The sequence below is a fragment of the Niallia circulans NBRC 13626 genome, assembly GCF_001591585.1.
Lineage (GTDB): Bacteria > Bacillota > Bacilli > Bacillales > Cytobacillaceae > Niallia > Niallia circulans.
In genome coordinates, this window is sequence record NZ_BCVE01000004.1 from 1 (window position 1) to 25,162 (window position 25,162).

19 protein-coding genes and 1 pseudogene are annotated in these 25,162 nt (G+C 34.7%); 1 reads left to right on the forward strand and 19 read right to left on the reverse strand.

What is annotated here, in order from left to right; genetic code table 11:
* The 4 genes and pseudogenes from BCI01S_RS06045 to treC all read right to left on the reverse strand — a co-directional run.
* Window positions 1-1,035, reverse strand: a pseudogene (locus tag BCI01S_RS06045) (hypothetical protein); the annotation flags it as partial.
* Between the two features lie 24 nt (window positions 1,036-1,059).
* Complete coding sequence (locus tag BCI01S_RS06050) at window positions 1,060-1,806, reverse strand: sugar phosphate nucleotidyltransferase (RefSeq protein ID WP_047942366.1); 747 nt, start codon at window positions 1,804-1,806, stop codon at window positions 1,060-1,062.
* A gap of 355 nt (window positions 1,807-2,161) precedes the next feature.
* Window positions 2,162-2,635: a PTS sugar transporter subunit IIA gene (locus tag BCI01S_RS06055; protein ID WP_047942367.1), complete on the reverse strand. Its 474-nt coding sequence runs from the start codon at window positions 2,633-2,635 to the stop codon at window positions 2,162-2,164.
* Window positions 2,636-2,746: 111 nt separating this feature from the next.
* Complete coding sequence (gene treC, locus BCI01S_RS06060) at window positions 2,747-4,429, reverse strand: alpha,alpha-phosphotrehalase (protein ID WP_047942368.1); 1,683 nt, start codon at window positions 4,427-4,429, stop codon at window positions 2,747-2,749.
* 704 nt (window positions 4,430-5,133) lie between these two features.
* On the opposite strand from treC, the gene BCI01S_RS06065 reads away from it, so the two are divergent.
* The gene (locus tag BCI01S_RS06065) at window positions 5,134-5,976 is read left to right on the forward strand and encodes an STAS domain-containing protein (protein ID WP_047942369.1); all 843 of its coding nucleotides are present in this window, start codon (window positions 5,134-5,136) and stop codon (window positions 5,974-5,976) included.
* A gap of 86 nt (window positions 5,977-6,062) precedes the next feature.
* Here the strand turns inward: BCI01S_RS06065 and BCI01S_RS26155 are convergent, their stop codons facing one another.
* From BCI01S_RS26155 to BCI01S_RS06135, 15 genes are all read right to left on the reverse strand, one after another.
* A complete protein-coding gene (locus tag BCI01S_RS26155) occupies window positions 6,063-6,191 on the reverse strand; it encodes an iron-containing alcohol dehydrogenase (protein ID WP_141232318.1) in 129 nt (42 codons plus the stop codon).
* A 75-nt stretch (window positions 6,192-6,266) separates the two neighbouring features.
* A complete protein-coding gene (rhaD, locus tag BCI01S_RS06070) occupies window positions 6,267-7,103 on the reverse strand; it encodes a rhamnulose-1-phosphate aldolase (RefSeq protein WP_047942370.1) in 837 nt (278 codons plus the stop codon).
* 250 nt (window positions 7,104-7,353) lie between these two features.
* On the reverse strand, window positions 7,354-8,118 hold the full coding sequence (locus BCI01S_RS06075) for a DeoR/GlpR family DNA-binding transcription regulator (RefSeq protein ID WP_047942371.1): 765 nt from the start codon (window positions 8,116-8,118) through the stop codon (window positions 7,354-7,356).
* Window positions 8,119-8,263: 145 nt separating this feature from the next.
* A complete protein-coding gene (gene mmsB / locus BCI01S_RS06080) occupies window positions 8,264-9,376 on the reverse strand; it encodes a multiple monosaccharide ABC transporter permease (protein ID WP_235844462.1) in 1,113 nt (370 codons plus the stop codon).
* 88 nt (window positions 9,377-9,464) lie between these two features.
* Complete coding sequence (mmsA, locus tag BCI01S_RS06085; protein WP_047942373.1) at window positions 9,465-11,000, reverse strand: multiple monosaccharide ABC transporter ATP-binding protein; 1,536 nt, start codon at window positions 10,998-11,000, stop codon at window positions 9,465-9,467.
* A 29-nt stretch (window positions 11,001-11,029) separates the two neighbouring features.
* Window positions 11,030-12,079, reverse strand: coding sequence for a multiple monosaccharide ABC transporter substrate-binding protein (gene chvE / locus BCI01S_RS06090; RefSeq protein WP_235844463.1), 1,050 nt, complete (start codon window positions 12,077-12,079; stop codon window positions 11,030-11,032).
* A gap of 330 nt (window positions 12,080-12,409) precedes the next feature.
* On the reverse strand, window positions 12,410-13,636 hold the full coding sequence (locus BCI01S_RS06095) for a response regulator transcription factor (protein WP_047942375.1): 1,227 nt from the start codon (window positions 13,634-13,636) through the stop codon (window positions 12,410-12,412).
* A 6-nt stretch (window positions 13,637-13,642) separates the two neighbouring features.
* On the reverse strand, window positions 13,643-15,445 hold the full coding sequence (locus BCI01S_RS06100) for a cache domain-containing sensor histidine kinase (RefSeq protein ID WP_061797330.1): 1,803 nt from the start codon (window positions 15,443-15,445) through the stop codon (window positions 13,643-13,645).
* Window positions 15,446-15,464: 19 nt separating this feature from the next.
* The gene (locus BCI01S_RS06105) at window positions 15,465-16,466 is read right to left on the reverse strand and encodes a substrate-binding domain-containing protein (protein WP_061797334.1); all 1,002 of its coding nucleotides are present in this window, start codon (window positions 16,464-16,466) and stop codon (window positions 15,465-15,467) included.
* Between the two features lie 146 nt (window positions 16,467-16,612).
* Window positions 16,613-17,866 (reverse strand): L-rhamnose isomerase, encoded by a 1,254-nt coding sequence (gene rhaA, locus BCI01S_RS06110; RefSeq protein WP_061797337.1) that lies wholly within the window; start codon window positions 17,864-17,866, stop codon window positions 16,613-16,615.
* 15 nt (window positions 17,867-17,881) lie between these two features.
* Window positions 17,882-19,300: a rhamnulokinase gene (gene rhaB, locus BCI01S_RS06115; RefSeq protein WP_172885226.1), complete on the reverse strand. Its 1,419-nt coding sequence runs from the start codon at window positions 19,298-19,300 to the stop codon at window positions 17,882-17,884.
* 169 nt (window positions 19,301-19,469) lie between these two features.
* A complete protein-coding gene (locus BCI01S_RS06120; protein WP_061797339.1) occupies window positions 19,470-20,435 on the reverse strand; it encodes an AraC family transcriptional regulator in 966 nt (321 codons plus the stop codon).
* A 255-nt stretch (window positions 20,436-20,690) separates the two neighbouring features.
* Window positions 20,691-21,293: an NDxxF motif lipoprotein gene (locus tag BCI01S_RS06125; protein WP_047942379.1), complete on the reverse strand. Its 603-nt coding sequence runs from the start codon at window positions 21,291-21,293 to the stop codon at window positions 20,691-20,693.
* Between the two features lie 374 nt (window positions 21,294-21,667).
* Window positions 21,668-23,737 carry a bifunctional aldolase/short-chain dehydrogenase gene (locus BCI01S_RS06130; RefSeq protein ID WP_061797341.1) on the reverse strand — a complete coding sequence of 690 codons (2,070 nt, stop codon included), beginning with the start codon at window positions 23,735-23,737 and terminating at the stop codon, window positions 21,668-21,670.
* A gap of 615 nt (window positions 23,738-24,352) precedes the next feature.
* Entirely contained in the window at window positions 24,353-24,958 is a 606-nt protein-coding gene (locus BCI01S_RS06135; RefSeq protein WP_061797348.1) for a thioredoxin fold domain-containing protein, read from the reverse strand.
* Window positions 24,959-25,162 lie beyond the last annotated feature (204 nt).

Here is a 25,162-nt window from a genome sequence, read left to right on the forward strand (position 1 = left end):
TTCCTTTGCTAATGCTTCTTGTTTTGCTTTTTCCTTTGCTAATGCTTCTTGTTTTGCTTTTTCCTTTGCTAATGCTTCTTGTTTTGCTTTTTCTTGAGCTAGCTCTTCTTGCTTTGCTTTTTCCTTTGCTAATGCTTCTTGTTTTGCTTTTTCTTGAGCTAGCTTTTCTTGCTTTGCTTTTTCCTTCGCTAGTGCGGCTTGCTTTGCTTTTTCTTGGGCTAATGCTGCTTGTTTCGCTTTTTCCTTTATTAATGCTGCTTGTTTCGCTTTTTTCTTCGCCAATGCTGCTTGTTTTGCTTGTTCCTTTACTAATGCCGCTTGTTTCGCTTTCTCCTTTGCTAATGCTGCTTGTTTCGCTTTTTCCTTCGCTAAGGCTTCTTCTATTACTTTTACTTGGGCTAATGCTCCTTGTTTCGTTTTTTCCTTTGCTAATGCTACTTGTTTCGCTTTCTCCTTCGCTAATGCCGCTTGTTTCGCTTTCTCCTTCACTAATGCTGCTTGTTTCGCTTTTTCCTTCACTAATGCTGCTTGTTTCGCTTTTTCCTTCACTAATGCTGCTTGTTTCGCTTTTTCCTTCACTAATGCTGCTTGTTTCGCTTTTTCCTTCGCTAATACCTCTTCTTGCGCTTTTTCTTGAGATAATGCTTCTTCTTGGGCCTTTTCTTGAGGTAATGCTTCTTCTTGGGCCTTTTCTTGAAATAATGCTTCTTCTTGGACCTTTTCTTGAGATAATGCTTCTTCTTGCGCTAATTTCTCCTTACTTCTTGGAGAACTATTATTCGTTTCACAAATTATACTACTTTTTGCATCCGCATTATTTTCTGATGTAATCTCTTTCTTTGGAGAAGGTAAAGCTAACACCTTATTATTTTTTTTAGCACCATTTACGACGTCAACTAAATTATCAATGTGAAACTTCACCGAAATCTCTTTTGAAAATAGTTGAATATTTAACGTGGCTGACTTTTCTTGTTTCTCATTACTCGACAATGCTTTTAAAAAGTCTGATATGATATTTCTTTTTAGCCATTTCATGGCAATCCTCTCTCTCCCTTATATCTATTGTTCTTTTTTCCAAATCTTTCTTGCGTCTTCCAAATCCTTTGGCGTATCAATAGATATCCATGTTCCTTCATGCAAATAGACAGCAAGTTCTCTCTTTTCAATTAACTTTCTTAATGGCTCTTCCTCTAACACACAATCTGGCTGGGCTGATAGATACTGAAAGAACTCCTTATTACAAACAAAAAATCCCCCATTAATCCAGTCATCTAAAATCGGCTTTTCGGAAAAGCGATTAGCAATTCCATCTTCTATATCAAGTACTCCATATTGATTATTTTTTTTGATGCCTGTAAGTGTAACTGCTTTTCCTTTTTCTTTGTGAAAGGCAATAAGTTTATCTAAATCAATATCAGACAAACCATCCCCGTAGGTTAATAGAAAGATATCATCATCCATATATGGTTCTAACTGTTTAATTCGTGCTCCAGTCATTGTATCTTGACCAGTATCTATACAAGTTATTGTCCATGGCTCTGTTTTTTCTAGAATGGTATATTGATTGTTTGCTAAATCAATTTGTATATTATTGTTTCTCCAGGCTGAATTAACAAAGTAATCTTTTATCTGGTCTCCTTTATAGCCCACTGGCAAAATGAACTCTTGATGACCATATTCACTATAATGCTTCATAATATGCCATATAATCGGCTTCCCATTAACATCAGCTAAGGCTTTTGGTATATTCTCTGTTAAGCCTCTCATTCTCATTCCTTTGCCCCCACATAAAATTACAACTTTCATTCTTTCACCTCTTCTCTTAGTATTTTCATGCCATTATATGTACAGGCTACTAATGATGCATAGGTTGTTTCCTTAGGTTTAGTAAGATATAGGCGCATTTTTGAGTAATTTGGAGGAGAAACTTATAAGACTGTCCCTTTTTTGGAGGATATTATTGTTCTTTACGCTTATTACTGTAGCGAAGACAAAAAAATACTTTTTATAAATTTATATCTAAAGAAAGAGGAGAAATTATAATTTTTTCTGGATAAGGGGGAATTTCAAACACATATAAAAAATCCTACAGTTTTACCTGTAGGCTGTGTTTATCCCTTTTCTGAATAAAAAAGCTATAAGGCAAATTTACCTCATAGCTTTATCCTATTCTAATCTCATTACCTTCTACTATCACTTTTTCATTCTCTTCAAGGTTAGTAAATACCATTGGTGTAATGATGGAAGGAACCTTTGTTTTAATTGCATCAAAATCAATTTCCATTAATTTTTGTCCTTGTTTTACTTTATCTCCATCTTTAACAAAAGAAGTAAACCCTTCCCCTTTTAAACTAACTGTATCTAATCCAACATGAATTAAGATTTCTTTTCCATTGTTATCAGTCATGCTTACTGCATGCTTTGTTGGAAACACATTCATAATTTGTCCGTCTGCTGGAGCAACTAATACGCCATTGGATGGATCAACCGCTATGCCGTCTCCCATCATTTTTTGCGCAAATACTGGATCTGGAACTTCTGTAATGCTTAATAGCTTTCCTTCTAATGGTTGAATATAAGTTTGAGTCGTATTCGTTTTTTCTTCCTTATTTCTCTTAAATAGATTTTTAAACAAGGTAGCACCCTCCAATAAAAGATTCACTTCCTATTTTAACTTAATAACAAAAATTTTCCCATAAATCTAATAAATAATATTTCTAAAAGCCTATATCTGCACGAAATATTATTACTTTATATAATAGACAATAGACTCATATGCTCTTAGCTTTATACTTTCTCTCATGGAATCGGAATCAGGATAATTAGATAGAAGAATAGTACCCGTTAATCCTGTCCAATCAATGTGTTCTGGTAAAGTAAATGTCACTTCATCTTCATAGAAATTATTAACGACTAATAATTTCTCTTTATCTGTACTGCGTAAATAGGCAAATATTTTATCATCTTCAGGAGCAAGTAGTTCATAATCTCCGTCTGTAATGATATTGTATTCTTTCCGCAGCTGGATAAGTTTTTGATAGTGATAGAAAATAGACTCTTTATCCTTTAATGCATTTTCTGCATTTAGCTCTCGATAATTTCGAGCCGTTTCAATCCATGGCGTTCCATCCGTAAATCCAGCATTTTTCTCACCGTTCCACTGAACAGGTGTACGAGAGTTATCACGAGATTTTCTGCGCAAAATTTCAAGAATTTCTTCTTCTGATTTACCGTTTGCTTGTAAAATATTATACATATTCAAAGATTCCACATCTCTATACTGATCAATCGAAGTAAATTTAGGATCTGTCATGCCAAATTCTTCTCCTTGGTAAATATAAGGAGTGCCTTGCATCATGTGGATGGTAGTAGCAAGCATTTTTGCAGATTCCTTATGGAATTCCCCATCATTCCCATAACGGGAAACAATACGTGGCTGATCATGGTTACACCAGAAAAGGGCATTCCATCCTCCCCCTTCATTCATACCAACTTGCCATTTAGATAAAATTTGTTTCAGAGCCTGAAAATCCATTTCGCCAATTTCCCACTTCTCTCCGTCGGGATAATCAACCTTTAGATGGTGGAAATTAAAAGTCATACTTAACTCATTTCGCTCAGGCTTTGTATATTTAACGCAATGCTCTAGTGTTGTAGAAGACATTTCTCCAACTGTCATACTGTCATATTTGGAAAATACTTCTTGATTCATTTCATGGATAAACTCATGCACACGAGGTCCATCTGTATAAAATTTCCTTCCATCTCCAGGCGCTGCGGAACCGTCATCATCTGGGAAATCTTGATTTTTTGAAATCAAATTAATGACATCAAGACGGAAACCATCTACACCTTTTTCAAACCAAAATTGCATCATTTTATACACTTCATTACGAAGCTTCTCATTTTCCCAATTTAAATCAGCTTGCGTTACATCAAAAAGGTGTAAATAATACTGGCCTGTTTTTTCATCATACTGCCATGCATTTCCGCCAAATTTAGATTGCCAATTCGTTGGTTCACTGCCATCTTCTTTTCCATCTTTCCAAATATAAAAATCACGATATGGGTTATCTTTAGAAGATGCTGCTTGTTTAAACCATTCATGTTCCGTTGAAGTATGGTTAACAACGATATCCATAATAACTTTCAGACCTTTTTGATGGGCTTCCTTTAATAGCTGATCAAAATCTTCCATCGTTCCATATTCATGATGAATGGAATAATAATCACTAATATCATAGCCATTATCCTTTTGAGGAGAAGTATAAATAGGTGTTAACCACAATACATCTACCCCTAATTCTTTTAAATAATCTAATCTTTTAATAATCCCTTGAATATCTCCTACTCCGTTTCCTGTTGTATCTTGAAAACTCTTCGGATAAATTTGATACACAACTGCCTTTTGCCACCATTCTTGTTTCATCTATATACACCACCGATGTGAAAATTATATTCTTTTTCCTGTCTGTAAAAAAACAATACAGTTAATATTTACGTTTTTTTACTTCCTATTTAATTACTAGTACTTCCTCAAAAGGCATACGAATCGGTTTGACATTATAGCAAATGTTACTTCGATATGATTCGGCATTTGAACAAGACTAATGATTTTTATTCTCTTTCATCATAACATGTATATACAAGTTGTCAACTGATTAGTAATGCGTTTTCAAAACCTCTTTGTCCTAAACCCAATTAGTTCCTACCCCTAACTTGTCCGTATAAACTTCCTTACATTTTCCGCTCTTTTTTCTGTATTCCATAAAAAGAAGGATTTTTGTCAATTCCTTAAAAACCATTGGTCATTTACTGCTTTTTTTGATAAGATATCCCTATAATTTTTAGAATTTAATTTAATTAATCAATAATATTCTCTTTCTTGTATAGATAAAAAACATTGATATAGATAATGCTAAATAGAAATGTAAAACGGTTGATCATTATCTTTACAGAAAGAACAGAAAAAATTAAGTAGAAGGAAAGGGCTAATTAAGACATAGAAAGCTTAAACTCCATTCTTTTTTTCTGAGAAATTATTAATTTATCACTGGTGGAAAAGCTCATTTACTCCACATATAATGTAGGAACATGTATACTATTAATAGATTTAAACTAGGAGTGAGCATTTTGAAGGATGAATTAGCTTATATTGGGAACAAAATCATAGAAAACAAGGACATCCTTGCTGAAAATACAAATAGGCTGCTTTCACAATTTTTACAACAGCAGACATCTAATTTTTCTCTCCCATATGCTGAAGAAGATATGCATAAATGGAATGCTAAGCTTTTCTTTATCTTAGCTGAAGCGTTAAAAGATAAGAAAGATTCGGAAGGAATTGAGTATTGGTCGGATAAAACTGGGAAAGCCTTTGTAAAGAACCATATTCCCTTACAATCTGCTCTGCGTTCCTTATCGATTTACCGAAATGTAATCTGGGACGTATTCACAGAGGAATTAGAACAGAAATCTTTCGCGCCGATTACCATGTTGGATGTTGGCAAGATTATTGATCCTATACTCGATGAAATTAGTGCTTACATAGGGCATATTTATGAAGAGCATAACACGCAGATTATGAAGCTTGCTTATACCGCTTTAGAAGAGCTGTCTGTTCCAGTTGTTCCAATAGCAAAAGAAACGGCCATCATTCCTCTTATTGGGGAAATTGATACACAGCGGTCTCAATTAATTTTAGAAGTTGCGTTGCAGGAATCTGCCAATTTAAAAATCGAATATCTCATTTTGGATATTTCAGGGGTGCCAATCGTCGATACAATGGTGGCAGACAATTTATTTAAAGTCGTTCATGCCTTAGACCTAATTGGTGTTAAATCCATCGTTTCTGGTATTAGACCAGAAATTGCTCAAACAATTATTTCATTAGGAATCGACTTTAGCAAAATTACCACATGTGCCAATTTACACACGGCATTAGCTAGCATTGGCTTGAAGCGGGTCGTAGAATAAGATAAGGATGTCTTAAATAGTTAGTTAAACTCTTTAAGACATCCTTTATTATTTTTACTCCAATCGTTTCTAATCTAAGACTTTAGCTAACTGTCCAGCGGTTTTTCATATATGTTGGTTGCAAGAATAAACATGTAAATTGTCATCAACACTTCCCGCAAGCAGCCTCTTCCCATTAAATTTGTACTTGGAACATAAAATACATGTGCACACATTTGATTTGCCTCCTTTTGTTTGTTCAATAATTCACATAATTATTTATAAAGAAAGAGCGATTTGCCCTGACTCTTTTATAGATGTAATACGCCTTCTCTAGGTACTACTTGAAAAGCATCTGCTAAGTCTTGTAACTGCTGGTCCGTAATGGTTTGCTTAATCTTTGAAGCATCCCCAATAATCGTATAAATTTGTGCTGCTTTTTCTGCTGTTTCAATCAGCCCGAATGTTTCATCCATTGTGGATCCGGCACCAAATATTCCATGATGTGGCCAAACAACTAAACGATGCTCTCTCATTTTCACTGCTGTTTTTTCTCCAATTTCATCTGTTCCAGGAACCATCCAAGGCAGAATCCCGATTGCATCCGGAAAAACAACAATACATTCGGTACACATTTGCCATAGTGTTTTTGTAAAACTTGCTTCATCTAAATCATGCATAAATGTCATTGCAAGTATATTTGTGGCATGGTTATGCATGATAATCCGATGATTAGGGTCTACTCGTAAACGTGCAATATGGCTCATAAAATGGGAGGGTAACTCACTTGTAGGATTCGACCCATCTGCAAATCCCCATAGTATATGCACTTTTTCTCCACTCTTATCTATTTTTAAAACACCAAGTGTATTTGCAGGATCTTTTTTCACATTTTTAAAATACTTCCCAGAGCCTGTTACAATAAAATACTTCCCTGCCAATTCTGACACTGGAAACTTTAGAGGGATAGACCGAATAATTTTGCCAGTATCCAAATATTGTTCCACTAACTCTTCTTCTAAAAGATAACTGATATTTCCTCCATTCCGTTCATCCCAGCCCATATTCCACATATTAAATGTTGCTTCACACATTTCTTTAATAAATGGAGCATCTAAAATATTTTGCTTTTGCATAATCGCAACCATTTCTCTTCACTCCCTTAATCTGCTAATCTTGATTTTCACATCCTTATTTTACGACTTAAACAAAAATAAGTCAATATATTCAAAAGTAAAAACAGTTTAACTATGCGTATTTACTGCGAAATATTTTTGTTTTCTTTTGTTTTTTTAAAATCACTTTCTCTCCAAATAAAAAAAGATAGCACCAATATATTTTCAAAAATATTGGTGCTATCTTTCTTCATTTTCCGCCCGTAAGCTTGAACAGATTATTTTATGATGGAACGACCTGAAAAGAGATATTTTTTTCTTGAAACCAATTTTCATATTCTTCCGGAATACGTTCATCTGTAATAACATATTGTATTTGATCTAGATTGGCAATATGAGCAAATGTCTTTACTCCGAATTTGCTTGAATCAACAAGAAGAGTAACCTCTGATGTTATATTCATCATCTGCTTCTTTAATAATGCCTGCCATTCATTAGCATCACTTAGACCACTTTGCACATCTACTCCTTTGCATGATAGAAACAACTTACTAACATAATATTGTTCAAGGGAACGTTCAGCCAGTGGTCCTACATAAGATAATGATTTCGACAAAAGCATTCCACCTGTTGATATTACTTTAATTTGTTCCTTCTTACTTAATTCCAAAGCTACTTTAATAGAATTAGTAATCACAGTTAAAGGCATATCAGGTAATTGTGACGCCATATACCAGGCAGTGGTACTACCATCCAAGATGATTTGTTCTCCAGGCTGTATGCGCTTTACCGCTTCTCGGGCTATTGCTCTCTTTTGCTCTGCGTTCGTAACCTCTCTCTCCATGAAAGGAGTATCGCTAGGTTCTTTTTCAATACTCACTGCCCCTCCATGACTTCTCATCAAAAGCTTATCCTGCTCTAATTTTTCTAAATCTCTTCTAATCGTTTCCTCCGTTACCGAAAAAATTTCACTTAATTCTGATACGCGTATACTTAATCTTTCATTCACAAGCTCCACAATTTTTCTACGTCTTTCTGCTACAAGCACTTTCGAAGTTCTCCCTCCATTTTTGTTTTCTTGGGATTAAGTTGATATATGTTTATTACTATAGCATATTTTTCGTTTTAATAAGAAGCCCTTCCATAAAAAAAGGATGAAATAAGATAATCCTTACTCCATCCCTTCCATCAAACTATTGTGCTTTGTTTTTATTATAAATATCAAAGGCTACAGCTGCTAAAAGTACAAGCCCTTTAATTCCTTGCTGCCAGTCAATGCCAAGTCCCATTAGTGACATTCCATTATTCATGATTCCCATTACCAAACCACCAATAATTGCTCCAGGTATGGTTCCAATGCCCCCATATGCAGAAGCTCCACCGATGAAACAAGCTGCAATGGCATCAAGTTCAAAAAGATTACCAGCTTTTGGAGTAGCCGCATTCAAACGTGCAGCGAATAAGAGACCAGACAATGCAGAAAGTACTCCCATATTAACAAACACCATAAATGTCATCTTTTTCGTTTTAATCCCAGAAAGCAAAGCCGCCTTCTCATTTCCTCCAATTGCATAAATATGTCTTCCTGCTTTTGTTTTGTTTGTTACAAATGTATAGATAACAATCAGAATACCTAATACAATTAAAATATTGGGGATGCCCTCATAGGTTGCGAGAACAAAGGTAAAGATATTCAAAATTAAAATCATTCCTACTAACTTCGATACAAACAGCCCAAATGGTTGAACATCAAATTGATGTTTTAATTGATTCCTTCTGTTTTTTAATTGAAGGAAAATGATGATGATAGATAAAACAGCACCAATTAAAATCGTTAATAGATGCAATGATCCTCCACTTATATCAGGAATAAATCCAGAGCTGATTTTCTGAAAGGATTCAGGAAAAGGAGCAATCGATTTCCCTTCTAATACAATCATCGTCAACCCTCTAAATAGGAGCATTCCTGCTAGTGTGACTATAAATGCTGGAATACGGACATACGCAATCCAAAAACCTTGCCATGCTCCGATAACAGCACCTAATACTAAAGAAATGACGATTGCTAAAAATGGAGACATTTCATAATTTACCATCATAATGGCAGAGATGGCGCCAACAAATGCGGCAATCGATCCTACCGATAAATCAATATGTCCCGTGACGATAACAAGTAACATTCCAACTGCCAGAACTAATATATAGCTATTTTGTAAGATTAAGTTTGTAATATTTAAGGGTTTTAGTAATAAACCATCCGTAATAATTTGAAACAATACCATAATGAATACTAAAGCGATAATCATACTATATTGACGGAAATTAACATGAAAAAGTGATTTGTTTTTTTGTGAACCTACTGGATTTGGTTTTATTTGTGGCTGCATTGTTCGCTTACCCCCTTACTTTACTTTTGGTCATATATTTCATTAATTTCTCTTGATTTGCTTCTTCTTTAAGAACTTCTCCTGTTATGCGCCCTTCATTCATTACATAAATACGGTCACACATCCCTAATAGCTCTGGTAATTCAGACGAAATCATCAGAATACTTTTTCCCTCATTGACAAGATCATTAATGATTGTATAAATTTCATATTTAGAACCAACGTCTATTCCTCTAGTAGGTTCATCTAAAATTAAGATATCTGGCTCTGAAAATACCCATTTACTTAATACGATTTTCTGTTGATTACCGCCGCTCAGATTTCCAGCTTTTTGAAAGATGCTTGGTGTTTTTATTCTGAATTTCTGCCGATATTCTTCTGCAACCTTTATCTCTTGATTCTTATCTAACACAGCATGTTTAGAAATACGGTCAAGCGTTGCAAGCGTAATATTCTGTTTAATGTCTTCCATTAAAATTAAACCATTACCTTTTCTATCTTCCGAAACATAGGCTAGTCCATTATTTATTGCTGCAGTTACATCTTTGAATTGCACTTCTTTCCCATTTTTTATTATTTTTCCATTGATATTCTTTCCATATGCTCTTCCAAATAAGCTCATTGCTAATTCGGTACGTCCAGCTCCCATTAATCCAGCAATCCCGACAATCTCTCCCCTTCTAATCGTTAAGGAGACATTATCGATTACTTTCCTATCCATATGCTTTGGATGGTAAACATTCCAGTCTTTTACCTCAAAAACAACCTCTCCAATATGGGGAATTCGCTCTGGATAACGATTGGTAAGATCTCTTCCTACCATTCCTTTGATAATTCTGTTTTCATCCACCTGATCATTCTTTACATCCAATGTCTCAATCGTTTTTCCATCTCTTAAAATGGTGATAGAATCGGCAACCTTTTCAATTTCGTTCAGTTTATGAGATATAATGATGGCAGACATTCCTTGTTTTTTAAGTTCTAATAATAAATTTAGTAAGTTTTCGCTGTCATTCTCATTTAAAGAAGCTGTTGGTTCATCTAAAATAAGCAGCTTAACATCCTTTGATAAAGCTTTTGCGATTTCTACTAATTGTTGTTTACCTACTCCAATATCACTTACCTTTGTATTTGGTGATTCACTTAATCCGACTTTTTTAAGCAATTCCCTTGTACGCAAAATTGTTTTATTCCAATCAATAACGCCTTTGTTAACGATTTCATTTCCTAAAAAGAGGTTTTCTGCTATCGTCAATTCCGACACTAATGCAAGCTCTTGATGGATAATTACGATTCCTAGCTCTTCACTTTGTTTGATGTCTTTAAATGTGCAAACCTCATTATGAAAGAAAATATCTCCAGAATAAGTACCATGTGGATAAACTCCGCTCAATACCTTCATTAAAGTTGATTTACCAGCACCATTTTCCCCACAAAGGGCGTGTATTTCTCCTTGCTTAACCTTTAAATTAACATCATCTAAAGCTTTAACCCCTGGGAACTCCTTCGTAATATTTTGCATTTCAAGAATTATATTTGCCATGTCCTTCACCACCTCTATTTTTTTTACTATTACTGCCCCAGCTGCTCTTTCGTATAATAATTCGTATCGACTAATTCAGCTTCATAATTTTCTACATCCACAGAAACCGGTTTCAAAAGATAAGCAGGAACTACTTTTTTTCCGTTGTTATATGTTTCCGTATCATTTACTTCTGCTTCCTCTCCATTGAGTAAAGCCCTTGCCATTTCCACTGCTTTCTTAGCTAATTCTCGTGTATCTTTGAAAATGGTTTGCGTTTGTCTTCCATTTATAATTGCTTTAATAGAAGCAAGCTCTGCATCTTGTCCTGTTATAATCGGCATCGGTTTATCTTTGCTTCCATAGCCAACACCCCTTAATGACGAGATAACCCCAATACTAATCCCATCATAGGGAGACAAGACGGCATCTATCTGTTCAGAGGAATAATGAGCACTTAATAAATTATCCATTCTGGCTTGAGCTAATGCTCCATCCCAGCGGAGTGTCGCTCCTTGACTAAATTTTGTCTGCTTACTTCTTACGACTAGTTTGCCAGAATCTATATATGGCTGAAGGACTGACATTGCTCCATCGAAGAAAAAGTATGCATTGTTATCATCTGGAGATCCGGCAAAAATTTCTATATTAAATGGCCCTTCAGAATCTTTTAATCCTAACTTCTCCTCAATATATTGACCCTGCAGCTCTCCTACTTTAAAATTATCGAATGTTGCATAATAATCTACATATTCACTGTGCTGTATTAAACGGTCATACGAAATAATTTTTATGCCATCCTTATGTGCTCTCTCTAGAACGCCTGTTAATCCGGATCGGTCATCGATGGGGGCAATGACAAGAATATCTACACCTTTTGTAATCATATTTTCAATTTGTGCTGTTTGATTCTCAATCACATCCTCTGCATATTGTAAATCTGTTTTAAAGCCAAGTTCTTCAAACAGTTTTTTCATATTTTCTCCATCATTTACCCATCTTTCTGATGATTTGGTAGGCATGGAAATACCAATAAACCCTTTTGACTCTCCAGAAGTTTTTTCAACTCCACATGCAGCAGTAATAAATGTTAGTACAATGACAGCAATAAATGTAAACACTTTTTTACACAAACAAACTTCCCCCTTTCTACATTTGTCTTAAGCTTTTATTTTGACTAAACTTACTATAGCATCTGCCTCAAGTATGGTCTTTTCAAATAATTTACTATTTTTATACTTTTTTAACTTAAATTAAAACGCTTTCATTTTAATTAAGAAAATAATATCTATGTTGTCTTCTCTATCCCTCTACTGATCATTAGTTGAATAATTGGCTATACGGACAGTTGATCTCCCACCTATTTTCCCGAGCTGCGTTTAGTCTTATTTCATAAAAAAAGAAGCCCCTTTTTCATGGCCTCTACTCCTTCACTGTATATTATTTGTTTCCTCCATAATATTTCTGCGATATTTATTAGGGGAAACACCCATAATCTTTTTAAATGCTGTACTAAAATAATGCTGCGTTTCATATCCGACTAGCTGAGATATTGTGATAATTGGATAATCTGTTGATTGAAGTAAATATATTGCCTGTTTCATTCGTTTCGTTGTAAGGAGCTGGACGAAACTTACTTTTAATTCCTGCTTCATTAGTCTGCTTAAATAAACAGGAGATACCTGTAAAGTGATCGCAACTTTTTCAAGTGAAAGGGAAGAATCCGCATATTGATGGTCAATAATACTCTTTGCTCTTCTCACAATAGGTGAAATATTCATTTCCTGTTGGATCATTTCTTTACAGATTTTATATAAGGAAAAGAGATGTTTGTAATCCACTTCATTGTTATTTATATAGGTGGCAATAGACATTTTTAGTTCTTTTCTGATAGATTCCTCCAACTGTAAAGCCACCTCATTAGTGATAGTTTGCCAGATAATTAGGACAATCAGTCCTGATTCATCATGAAAATAACCTATTTCCTTGTGTTGTAAGAATAAGAGAATATGATATTTTAACGATTCTTGAATCTCTCCTTTTTCCTTTTCACTTAAAATAGGCTTGTTTTCGAGAAATTCTAAACAAGAAATAACTACTAGTTGTTTAGGTATACTTGTATTTAAATAGTAAAAAGCTAATTGTTCCTTTATTTCCTCATTCGTTAATTTGCCCCCTAACCATTCACGGAAGAAATTATGTTGTAAGGTCGGCAGATTTTTAGTGAATTGTTCGGATGTTCTGTCCAGTAAAGCCCTTTTTTTATTTACTTCTACTAACTCCATTTTAATCTTATTTAACAATCCCATTAGATGATCTGGATCGATAGGTTTTAATAAATAATCGAATACATTTAATCGAACGGCTTCTTGGGCATACTTAAATTCATCATAACCCGTTATAATAATAATTTGGCAGTCTGGCAGCTTTGCTTTTACCTGTTTAATCACCATTAGTCCATTTACAATTGGCATATTTATATCTATAAGGAGGATGTCGACAGAATGCATCAGCGAAAGCTCTATCGCCTCTTCCCCATCCTCCGCTTCCGCTATAACATTCATCTGAAGTGCAGACCAATCAATGGCATTCCGTATCCCTTCCCGAATAATAGGTTCATCATCAGCAATTAACACATTCCATATTTGTTTATCCATCCATTCTCACTCCTTCTTTTCCTCTAGATTCATGGGAAGTTTTATCGTTACTGTTGTTCCTTTATCATGCTCACTATCAATTGCTAGACCATACGCGTCTCCATATGTAAGTTTAATTCTTGCTTGTACATTCATCATGCCATAGCCAAAATTTATCTGTTCCTTCCTTTCCTTTTTTAAGATCACAAGCGTATTTAGTTTTTCTCTTAGTGCATGTAACTCCTCCTCTTCCATGCCTTTTCCATCATCCGTTACTTTTAAAAGTAAGCACGCATTTTCTTGAATAGCAGAGATGTTTATGTTTCCAGGTCCTCTTCTTTCTTTTATTCCGTGATAAATGGCATTCTCCACTATAGGCTGAAGGACCAACTTAAGGATTGTTACTTCTGTCAAATTAGAATCATATATAATTTCATAACTTAATTTCTCCTGATATCTTGCCTTTTGAATCATAAGATAACTTTGAATATGCTTCATTTCGTCTTTTAAGGGAATCATATCATTGCCCTTACTTAAACCAATTCTGAAAAAGGAAGATAATGATGCAACTACCTCTGCAACATCTTTTGCCCCATGCTTTCTTGCCATCCAATTAATAGTATCTAATGTATTGTATAGAAAATGTGGCTTTATATGTGCTTGCAGGCTTCTTAATTCTGCTTCTCTCTTTTGTTTTTCTTGCATTTCTGTTAATGTTATTAAACTATTAATCTTTGTAATCATATGATTAAATGTTTTTCCAAGTCTGCCAATCTCATCTTTTCGTTTCCCCTTATAACGGATTTCCATCTGGCCATCTTCAATTTTTCTCATCATCGTCATTAATTCAATGATCGGATTGGAAATTGAATGAGAAAAATAATAAGACACCGTTATACCGGCAAAACACAGAAAAAATACAAAAAAGAACAAATACAATTGAATTTCTTTTACTTCTGCTACTGATTCATCCGAATGAAATATCCCAACTGTAGTCCAATTGGAAAAAGGGGTTCTTTGATAAATAAACTCCATCTTCTCTCCATCTACTACCTTTTTATAAGCCCCCCAATCGTCTTCTAATAAAATCGTTTCTGGAATCTCGAGTGCTTCACTATTAGAAGTAGAATAAATCTCTTTGCCATTTTCATCTATTACAGTTAAAAATCCCGATAATCCAATATGGACATTATTCATCGCTTCTCCAATGACTCTTAACTTTAAATCGATTAATAAGACACCGGTTATTTCTTGTGTATCTCTATCGACAATTGCCCTCACTACAGTCACCACATCTTCATCCTTGTAATTAATTTGACTGATAATATGACGCTTTTCAGGCTTCCCAATAATTTTAAAGATCCCCTTATTCCGGACTGCCTCTTTATACCATTCCTCCTTTGTCAAATCCACTCTATCCTCTGCATAAAGTTCATTACTAATATATTTTCCTTCCTTATTGATTAATAGGATTCCTGCAATTTCTGGATATAAGGATGTAAACCCTTGCATTTTTTGGCGAATGGAATAACTTTGATCCGTCTCGTTTCCTTCCTTTCGATCTGAGGAAAAAAACGTCTTAATTTGTGCATCCATCGAAATGAGATAACTTACATTTTGTACATTCGTTATGGACGACTCTAATGTCGTATTTACTTGATTGATTAATTGCAAGGTATTTTTTGTTGCCTGTTCTCCTAAAATTTTTTCCACTGTTACACCGACTAATAAGCCTAGACCAATGGCTGGGATAATACTAATTAGTAAAAACAAAGCAATCAATTTATCTCTTAGTGAAAAATCATTAACTTTCCCTAATTTCGCGAACATTTATCTAAACCTTTCTTCCTTACTTTGTATATTCGGCATAATATTCTTTCACATTATCCTTTGTAACAATGGTAATTCCTGTATCCACATAAGGAGGCAGGCCATGAGGGTCGCTAATGATGTCCTTCTGATGCAGTTTAAAGAGAAACTGCATGGACCAATAGCCCATATTCCATGTCCCCTGAGCAATGGTTGCAGATATAGTTCCATTTTCTATGTTATCTAATGTCTTTCTGTCTACATCAAAGCTGATAATCTTTACATTTATCTCCTTGTTATCTTTTGCTGCATCTGCTACCCCGACTCCCCCATTCGCTTCTGTTACAAATATCCCTTTAATATCTGGATATTTTTTTATTATCTCTTTTGCTATTTTTTCCGATTTCAGTTGATCGCCTTCTCCGTTTCGGACTTGCACCACTTCTATATTCGGATAGTTTGATTTAATGGTTTCCACAAACCCTTTTGTTCTTTCTTGATGGTTTAACTGATCTGGCAGCGTAATAACGGCTACTTTTCCCTTTTTATTTATAAGAGATGCCAGCTTACCTGCTGCCTTTACACCCGCTTCATAATTGTTAGTGCCTAAAAAGGCTGATGCTTTGCTTAATGGTGCATCAGAATCGAACAAAACAACTGGAATCCCCATCTCCACAGCTTTATCAATGGTAGTATTTAGATTATTTGGATTTATGGCAGAAAGAGCAATCCCTGCAGGCTTCTTGGCAATCACTTGCTCTAATATAGTAATTTGCTCATGCAGGTCATATTGTGTTCCCCCTCTATAAGCAACAGACACATTCCATTCATTAGCTGCGTCCTCAAATCCCTTTAATGCCGACTTCCAGTAATCCATCCCTGCCAGAAAGGTTACCATCACGTACTCGTCATTAACTGCACCTTGTAAGCGCTCTCTTTTCATACCGTTATTATCATCTAAAGCATTATACAAATGAGAATAATAAAAATAAATACCAAATAATATAAAAACAAACATATATACATACAGTAACCGCTTCAAAAACCACACCTCCAAAGGAAAAAACTGTATGTATCATTATACATGGAAACATTTACAGTGAAAAGAAAAAACAAGTATCCAACATGCAATTCCATCTTTAAACCATAAAAAAACCACTCTCATGGTGAGAGCGATTCCTTTATATTTTATCTTTTGGAAAGAACTTCTTCCTCATACACTTTCACTTCACTCAGCCAAGATTCACGCACTGGTACATCCATTTGTTCACAATAGTAATCCCATATTGCCCCAAATGGATATGTTTTAAATTCTTCCATTAATGCCAATCTCTCTGTGAAATTTCCTTCCTCTTGTAATTGTTTTAATTTATCATTTGGAAGCAATAATGCATTTAAAAGAGCTTTAATCATATTTCTTGTACCAATTGTCCATGCTGCTACTCGGTTAATGCTTGCATCAAAGAAATCAAGACCTATAATTACTTTATCCAATGCATCATTACGTACTATTTCAACAGCAATTTCTTTCAGTTCATCATCTAAAATAACAACATGGTCACTGTCCCATCTTACTGGCCGAGATACATGTAATGCCAATTTATCGCTAAATAAAAGCATGGAAGAAATTTTATTCGAAACAGTCTCGGTTGGATGATAATGGCCTGTATCCATGAGGCATAATTTATTATTTTTCAAGGCATAGCCTAAGTAAAATTCATGGGAACCTACTACATAAGATTCCGAACCAATTCCAAAAACCTTGCTTTCTACTGCATCTAAGTTATAGCGTTCATCTGTTTCTACAGCATAAATTTTATCTAAGGAATCCTTTAATCTTTTTCTTGGGGTTAAACGGTCGCTTGGAATGTCTTTGTAGCCATCCGGTATCCATATATTCGTTAATGCCGGTGTTCCGAGCTCTTTCCCGAAATATTCAGCAATTTTCCGACTAGCAATACAATGCTGAATCCAAAAATCACGAATTTCTTGATCTGGATGAGCTAACGTTAATCCATCAGCTGCTTTTTCATGGGAGAATAAAGTCGGATTAAAATCCAGCCCTAAACCATTTTCTTTTGCCCATTGCACCCAATTTTCAAAATGCTTTGGCTCTAACTCATCTCTTTCTACGGCTAGCCCATTGGTTTCTGCATAAATAGCATGGAGATTCACGCGATGTCTACCAGGAATAAGCGAGAGCGCCTTCTCTAAATCGCTTCTTAATTCCTCCGGATTCGTTGCTTTCCCAGGATAATTCCCAGTTACATCAATACCACCAGATAATTCTCTTTGATTTACTTCAAATCCAGCAATGTCATCCCCTTGCCAGCAGTGGATGGAAATCGGAATATTCTTTAGCTTTTCTAATGCTTCTTCTACATTTACTCCCCATTGCTCATATTGTTTTTTTGCTAGATCAAAATTTTCTTTAACCGACATGATTGTATCCTCCTTTTATTTGATTACATCTTCCGCAGCTTTATATGCTTTTATCTCAAATGATTGCTTTATCATTTGTCTAGCCTCTGATAAACTATCTATTTCTCCTAATGCGATGAATTGAGAAACAATATTCCCAATTGCTGTCGCTTCTATCGGTCCAGCATATACATCCTTCTGAGACGCTTCTGCAAGTAGCTGGTTTAGCATTTCATTCTGACAGCCGCCGCCAATAATATTAATACTCGGAAAAGTTTTTTCAAAAATTTCTTCTATCTCATTTATCGCTGTAACATAGCTATCTACTAAACTATCATAAACACATTTCGCTATTTCTCCAGGTGTTGTCGGAACTTGCTGTCCTGTTTCTAGACAATAGTTCTGAATTTCTTCTACCATATTGTCAGGCTTTAGAAAACGATTATCATTTACATTTACAATACTTGAAAAACCTTGTGCCTCTTTTGCTAATTCAACAAACTTGGCAAAAGAGTATTGGTTATTATAATTGCGTCTGACTTCCTGTATCATCCATAGTCCCATAATATTTTTTAAGAAACGATAGCGATAATCAATTCCTCCTTCATTAGTAAAGTTATAATCTAAAGCCTTTGTCACACAAATTGGAAATCTATTTTCCACCCCAATCAATGACCATGTCCCTGAACTGATATAGATTGTATCGTTAAAAGCTGGAACTGAAATTACTGCTGAACCTGTATCATGAGTCGCTGGCAAAATCACTTTCATATCAAAGCCAAACTCTTCCACTAATTCTGGTCTTAAATTCCCAAGAATCGTATTTGGCTTTTTAATTTCTTGGAATATTTCTTTATTGATCTCTAATGTATCAAGTATCGTTTTATCCCATTTTTTGGTGAAAGCATTTAATAACTGTGTCGAAGTAGCATTGGTGTATTCATTCACTGCAATACCTGATAATAAATAGTGTAAATAATCAGGTATCATTAAAAAGGTTTTCGCTTGTGCGAATACTTCTGGCTGTGTCTTTTTTAACGAATATAACTGATAAATAGTATTAAATTTTTGGAATTGAATTCCCGTTTCTAAATACAATCTTTCTTTCATTATTTTCTGGAATACTTCTTCCATCATGCCATCCGTTCGATCGTCCCTATAAGCAACAGCATCTGTTAAAAGTTCCCCCTTTTCATCTAGTAATACAAAATCTACTGCCCATGTATCGATACCAATACTTTCAGGAGTAATTCCTATGTCATTACATTTTTTAATTCCTTTTTTTATTTCCGAAAATATCATATCTATATCCCAACAATAATGCTGTCCTTTTTTGATCATCTTATTGTCGAACCGGTGAATTTCTTTCAGTTCTAATTTTTCTAATTGAACAGACCCGAGAATAAGCCTACCACTTGAGGCCCCAATATCTACTGCCAGTGTATATCTAATCATTTACACCTCTCCTTGAAAAGGAATTAGAAAACGTTTTCTTAAAGATATTGTAACGGGTTTCATTTTTAAATAAAATAACGCACTTTTCTTTTTTATTGTCCTTATTTTCCATATCTCGTTCATTGTTTTATAAAAGGAATCAGATTACAAAGAAAAAACTAGCAAATTACTATTTTGCTAGTTTCAATCGAAACGCTTTTGGCGTCATGCCATATTTTTCTTTAAATATCCGATAGAAATAACTTATATTATCATACCCTACTTCTTCTACAATTCTCTTAATCGGAAGATCAGTTGTCTCTAATAGATTCTTTGCTTCGCTCAGTCGCTTTTCCTGCAGCAATTCCTTAAAAGTATAGCCTGTTGCTTTCTTAATATTTTTACTTAATGAAGACGTTGATTGGTGAAGGTGTCCAGCAAGTTCATTCAGTGTCCCTAGCTGATAGTGCTCTTCAATGTAAGTCAAAGCCTCTATGACTACATACTGATCTTGTGTTACTCCTTCATTTTGTTGAATCTTATCAGTATTTTTTATCAGTTCAATCATTAATAATCCCATATAAAGCTTCATCGTCGATTCAGATAAAATGGAATTATTACTTTCTTCTTTTAATAGTTTCCCAATTATATCCTGGATTTCTATGACCTCTGAAACCTTGTAATATAAATACTGACCACTCTCTTTATGTTTAAATAAACTACTAATTAAAAAATCTGTCAGCTTATTTTCTTCATGTAAATATTGAAATATAAATTGAAAAAATGGCGGCTGAATGATGAAATTAACGACGATATCTTCCTTATCACATGCCTCTATTTCATGTTCTATGTGCTGATTTAAAAATAGGAGTTCTCCTCTTTTCAGCACGATTTCATCATTCCCGACTTTCTGCTTCAACTGACCATTTACGACATAATTAATCTCAATATAATTATGCTTATGTTTAGGAAAATCAATAAAACGTGTATGCTTTCTAACCGCTATCATTTTATCATTACGCAAAAACTTTTCACTTTCTATTATAAAATTACTTTGACTGGTATAGATGTCTTTCATTACCCCTTGTTTTTGCTGAACAATGCTTATTTCTTCCTCTGTTAACTTCCTTAATTGTTCCATTAAAACATGATCCAAGAAGGTCAGCCTCCTAATTTAACTATCTTTGATTATTATGAGAGGTACAGAATGGTTTAGCAACTATTCCGAGGAAAAGTACATATTTTTTGATAAATAAGGTGGGGAGGAATTAACGCTAGCACACAGAAAGTTCAACTGTAAACCGTGCATACATAAAGCAGCTCTCCCTATAAAAGAAGCTAAGCTGCTTTATCTGTATTGCCATTCTATTTTAAAGGATAGCCCTCTTTCCATTTCTAATCTGCTGTTTTCTTATTGCTCCTGTCTAAATGCTTTAGTCTTGATATTTTTATTTTCCAAAAACTCTTCTATTTTTTTCTGTTCTCTTCCGTTTACTACATTACTTCTTTTATTTAAAGAGGCCATGTTTACTGTAGGAATGACATCTTCATTCAGGTCGTCTGTAAGTTGGTCGAGCACTGTATCTAATTCATTTAGCATCTCATTTAAACTTATAATATATCTACTTATTCTTTCGGATTCTTCTTGATAACCTTGGGGTAATGTATTTTGTGAGATATAGTTTAAAAAGTTTTCATCATTTTCTCTTGTAAGCCTGTTAATTTGCTTTAACTTCTCTAAATCACTTTTCGTTAATTCTTTTTCTTCATCTATTATCTCTTGAAAAGGGGAACTAGCAAGATATAATTCTTCATGGGTGTCTAAGTATGTTTTTATGCTTGATTTCATTTCTTCTTCATCAATGACACTATTTTGTTTGTCAGAATAAAAAATGGTACTAGGAATCTTCACATTATTTGTATCGACTATTTCCTCTTCCGTTTTCATTCCCCCTCCTTTTGAACATGCACTTAATAGAAAAAGAATTAGGATACTATAAAATATTCTTTTCATAAACGCCTACTCCCCTTTGTAAATATAATATTCCCTGGCTTTAGAGGACTAATAGGAGAAACATCACAAATGGTATGTCCACTTAATCAAATTGACCTTCCATTAATTGTTGGTATTAGCTAGAAAAATATTTTAGTCATTCGTTAGTTACTATTTCAAAGAGATGTCCTCATTTCCCTCGTCTTAATACAAAACAACTTTTAAGCAATTTTTATCCGTTAGTTTAATAAACATCCATGAATATTTTAACATATATTACCTTATTTAACATTAAAAAGAAGTGTGATTTTCATGGAAATCACACTTCTTTTATGCTTATCTTTATCTCTTTGAGCCTCTCAAAAGAACAAATTAGGATAATAATCCAACCAATATTATCTAGTAAAAGCTGCTGGAACTCCTCCATCTACTGTCAGCATGCATCCAGTAGTTTTCTCCGCTTTGGAGGAAGAGAAATAACAAATCGCTTCCGCTATATCCTTTGGAAAAATATTTACCAATAAAGTGGTCCGTTTTTTATAATGTTCTTCTAATTGATCTGGTTCAATTCCATAGTTAGCTGCTCGCTCTTCGCGCCACTTAGAGCCCCAAATAGCGGATCCTTGTAATACGGCATCAGGTAAGACAGTATTAACACGTATACCGAATTCTCCTCCCTCTGCTGCAATACATCGTGCAAGATGCGCTTCCATTGCTTTTACCGAACTATAGGCCGTAACATTCTTCCCTGCGTAGACAGAGTTTTTAGAACCAATGAAGACCATACTTCCACCTAGTCCTTGTTCCTTCATTTGTTTGAACGCTTCTCTTGCAACTAGAAAATACCCTGTACCAAGAACATTTAAGTTTAAATTCCATTCTTGTAGAGACGTTTCGTCAAATGGGCTAGAGGTAGCAAGACCAGCATTATTGACGATGATATCCACCCCTCCAAAGGTAAGAGCTGTTTTCTTGTATGCTTCTTTCACCGCATCTTCTTTCGTGACATCCATCTTAACGGCTAATGCTCTCACGGAACCATACTTCTCATTTATTTCTGCTGCAACCTTTTCGGCACCTTCTATATTAAGATCTGCAATAACAACATGTGCCCCTTGCTCTGCAAATAGTCGACATGTTTCACTGCCTATCCCGCCAGCTCCACCTGTAACAAATGCGACTTTACGAGAGAATTCAGCTTCTTTCGGGGCAAGGGATAATTTATACAATTCTAGTGGCCAATACTCTATTTTAAATGATTCATTTTCATTCAACGAGACGAAATTACCTAAGGCTGTAGCTCCCTTCATAACAGAAATTGCACGGCGGTATAAAGCACCGCTTACTTCTGCCATAGCTAGTGTCTTCCCAGTATTAACCATCCCAATGCCAGGTATTAGAATAACACGCGGAGCAGTTTCAGAAATTTGATCTCCAGTCTCTTTGTTTCTATCAAAATACGATGTATATTCTTTTTTAAATTCTGCTACACCTGATTTAATTTTTTCTTTTAAACTAGCAATATCTTTCGTTGTCGGATTCCATTCAATATATAAAGGCTGTCTTTTCGTATGTACAAGATGATCTGGGCATGCTGCACCAATTTGTGATAAGGTTTGGGCATCCTTACTATTTACAAATTGAAGCACATCAGCCCCTCTATCGTAGGTTAACAGCATTTGTTTTTCTCCACTAACCGCACCGCGGATTACTGGCATTACTTGGCTTAAAATTTCTTCTGCCTCTTCTTCATTTAAAGCAGGATATTGTTCTCCGCCAAATACTTGCTCCTCTTCTATTTTATTATGAATATAGTTTTCCGCTTCGTTAATAATCGCAATTGTTTTGTTATAGCTTTCTTCGGCAGTTTCTCCCCAAACAACAAGACCATGTTTCTCCATTAATACTAATTCTGCATTTGGATTATTCTTCACCCCTTCTGCAATCATTTTAGATAAGGTGAATCCAGGACGAATATACGGAACCCAAACGAAACGATTCCCATATATTTCTTCGGCAATTTGTTTTCCATTATCAGCACAGCAAATACTAATAATGGCATCGGGATGTGTATGATCTACATGTTTATACGGTAAAAATGCGTGTAATAAAGTTTCAATAGATGCCCTTGGATGAGAACTATCAATCATACAATGAGATAGATAAGCAACCATTTCCTCATCTGACATTTCTTCTCTTTCCATTAACGGTTTTATATCCTCTAGCTTTAGACCAGTAAAATTATGCGCTTTCATTGTTGCTAAATCTGAACCACTTCCTTTTACCCACATTACTTCTATGTCTCTTCCACGGAAATCCTTTTCGGTTGTTTTCATAGAAGTATTACCGCCACCCCAATTACATACTGCTCGATCTGTCCCAATTAAGTTAGAACGATATACAAGTTCTTCTAATCCCTTATTTAACTGAGAAGCCTTTTCATTATTCCATAAATTCTGTACCATTAATATTTCTCCCTTCACAAATTGTTTTTTTATACCCCAAATACATTATATAATATGTTTGTTTATTTTTGAAATAGTTTATTTGTTTTTATTTATTTTTTTTAAAGACTATTCCTATCAAAAGAGAAAGAATATGATGTATATCTCTGTTACGCTTACGTTTATTTTTGTTTTTTAGTGAGTAATGAGGTTGTTTTCGCTTTCTTTTGCTTGATGAACACCACCTTCCCCGGATGCTTCTGTTTTTTGCTTTCATTCTTTTGATGATCGCCACTTTTCTCTTTTACCTTCTTCTTTCTGACTTTCATTACCTTTATGATCACTACTTTTCCGAATGTTTTTGTTTTTTTGCTTTCATCCTCTTAATGAACGCCACTTTTCTTTTTCCCGCCCTACTTTTTGGCTTTCATTCCCTTTATGAACACTGCTTTTCTGAATGTTTTTGTTTTTTGGGCTTTCATCCTTTTAATGAATGCCACTTTTCTTTTTCCCGCTCTACTTTTTGGCTTTCATTCCTTTTATGAACACCACTTCCCTCCGAATGCTGCAATTTATCGCTCTTCATCAAAAAAGAAGCTTAAGACAGGTTCACCCTATCTTAAAGCTTCTTTACTGTTATTTTCCTAGCAGTTCTACAGTTTCTTCTACACCGACTGCATATGCTGCAAATTTCCTATCTTTGATTTTTATCATCGTTGGTGTTCCTGTAATCTCAATTCCTTCCGCGTTTTCTGGTGCTTCGTTTCCGAAAGCAGTATTATGTGTTGCAATGATTTGGTTTTCTTCGTTCGCGACAATTCCCCAAGCAGTATTTTTATCATTTTGGAAATTCTCTATGTTTATGCCCTCATTCCATACTTCTTTCCCGTCTTCGATTTTCCCAATTACTTGGTCATACTTTTTATGATGCTCTTCCCAGTCATACCAGCTCGATTCATTTTTTTCGTCCTGCATATCTACAACATAAATAGGTATTTCACCGTTATTGCTAAAAGAAAGAACATCTTTTTCTATTTGTTTACAGTATGTACAAGTGGCTTGCCAGAAATAAACGATATATTCTTCCTCTTGTTGATTAAAAGTAGCTGATGCATTTATTTTCTGTATGTCTTCAATCGCGTCATTATCCTTACTCTTTAGTGTCCATATAGATGCGATACCAATAATAATAATTAACACAATTACACTAAATATAATAACCGGTCTATTTTTTCTTTTCATTCTCAATCTCCTTTTTCAAACCTATTAACTATATTCTATCTAAAAAGCTCTGTAAATAAAGCATCAATCCTCCACTAAATTCAACATAATTGTGAACATACCTATTTACCCACGACAACTGAAATGGGAGACTTTTTAGCATAAATTCACAATATTCGTCTTATTCATTCCTCCTATGATAAAATCAAACTATCTGATAAAGGA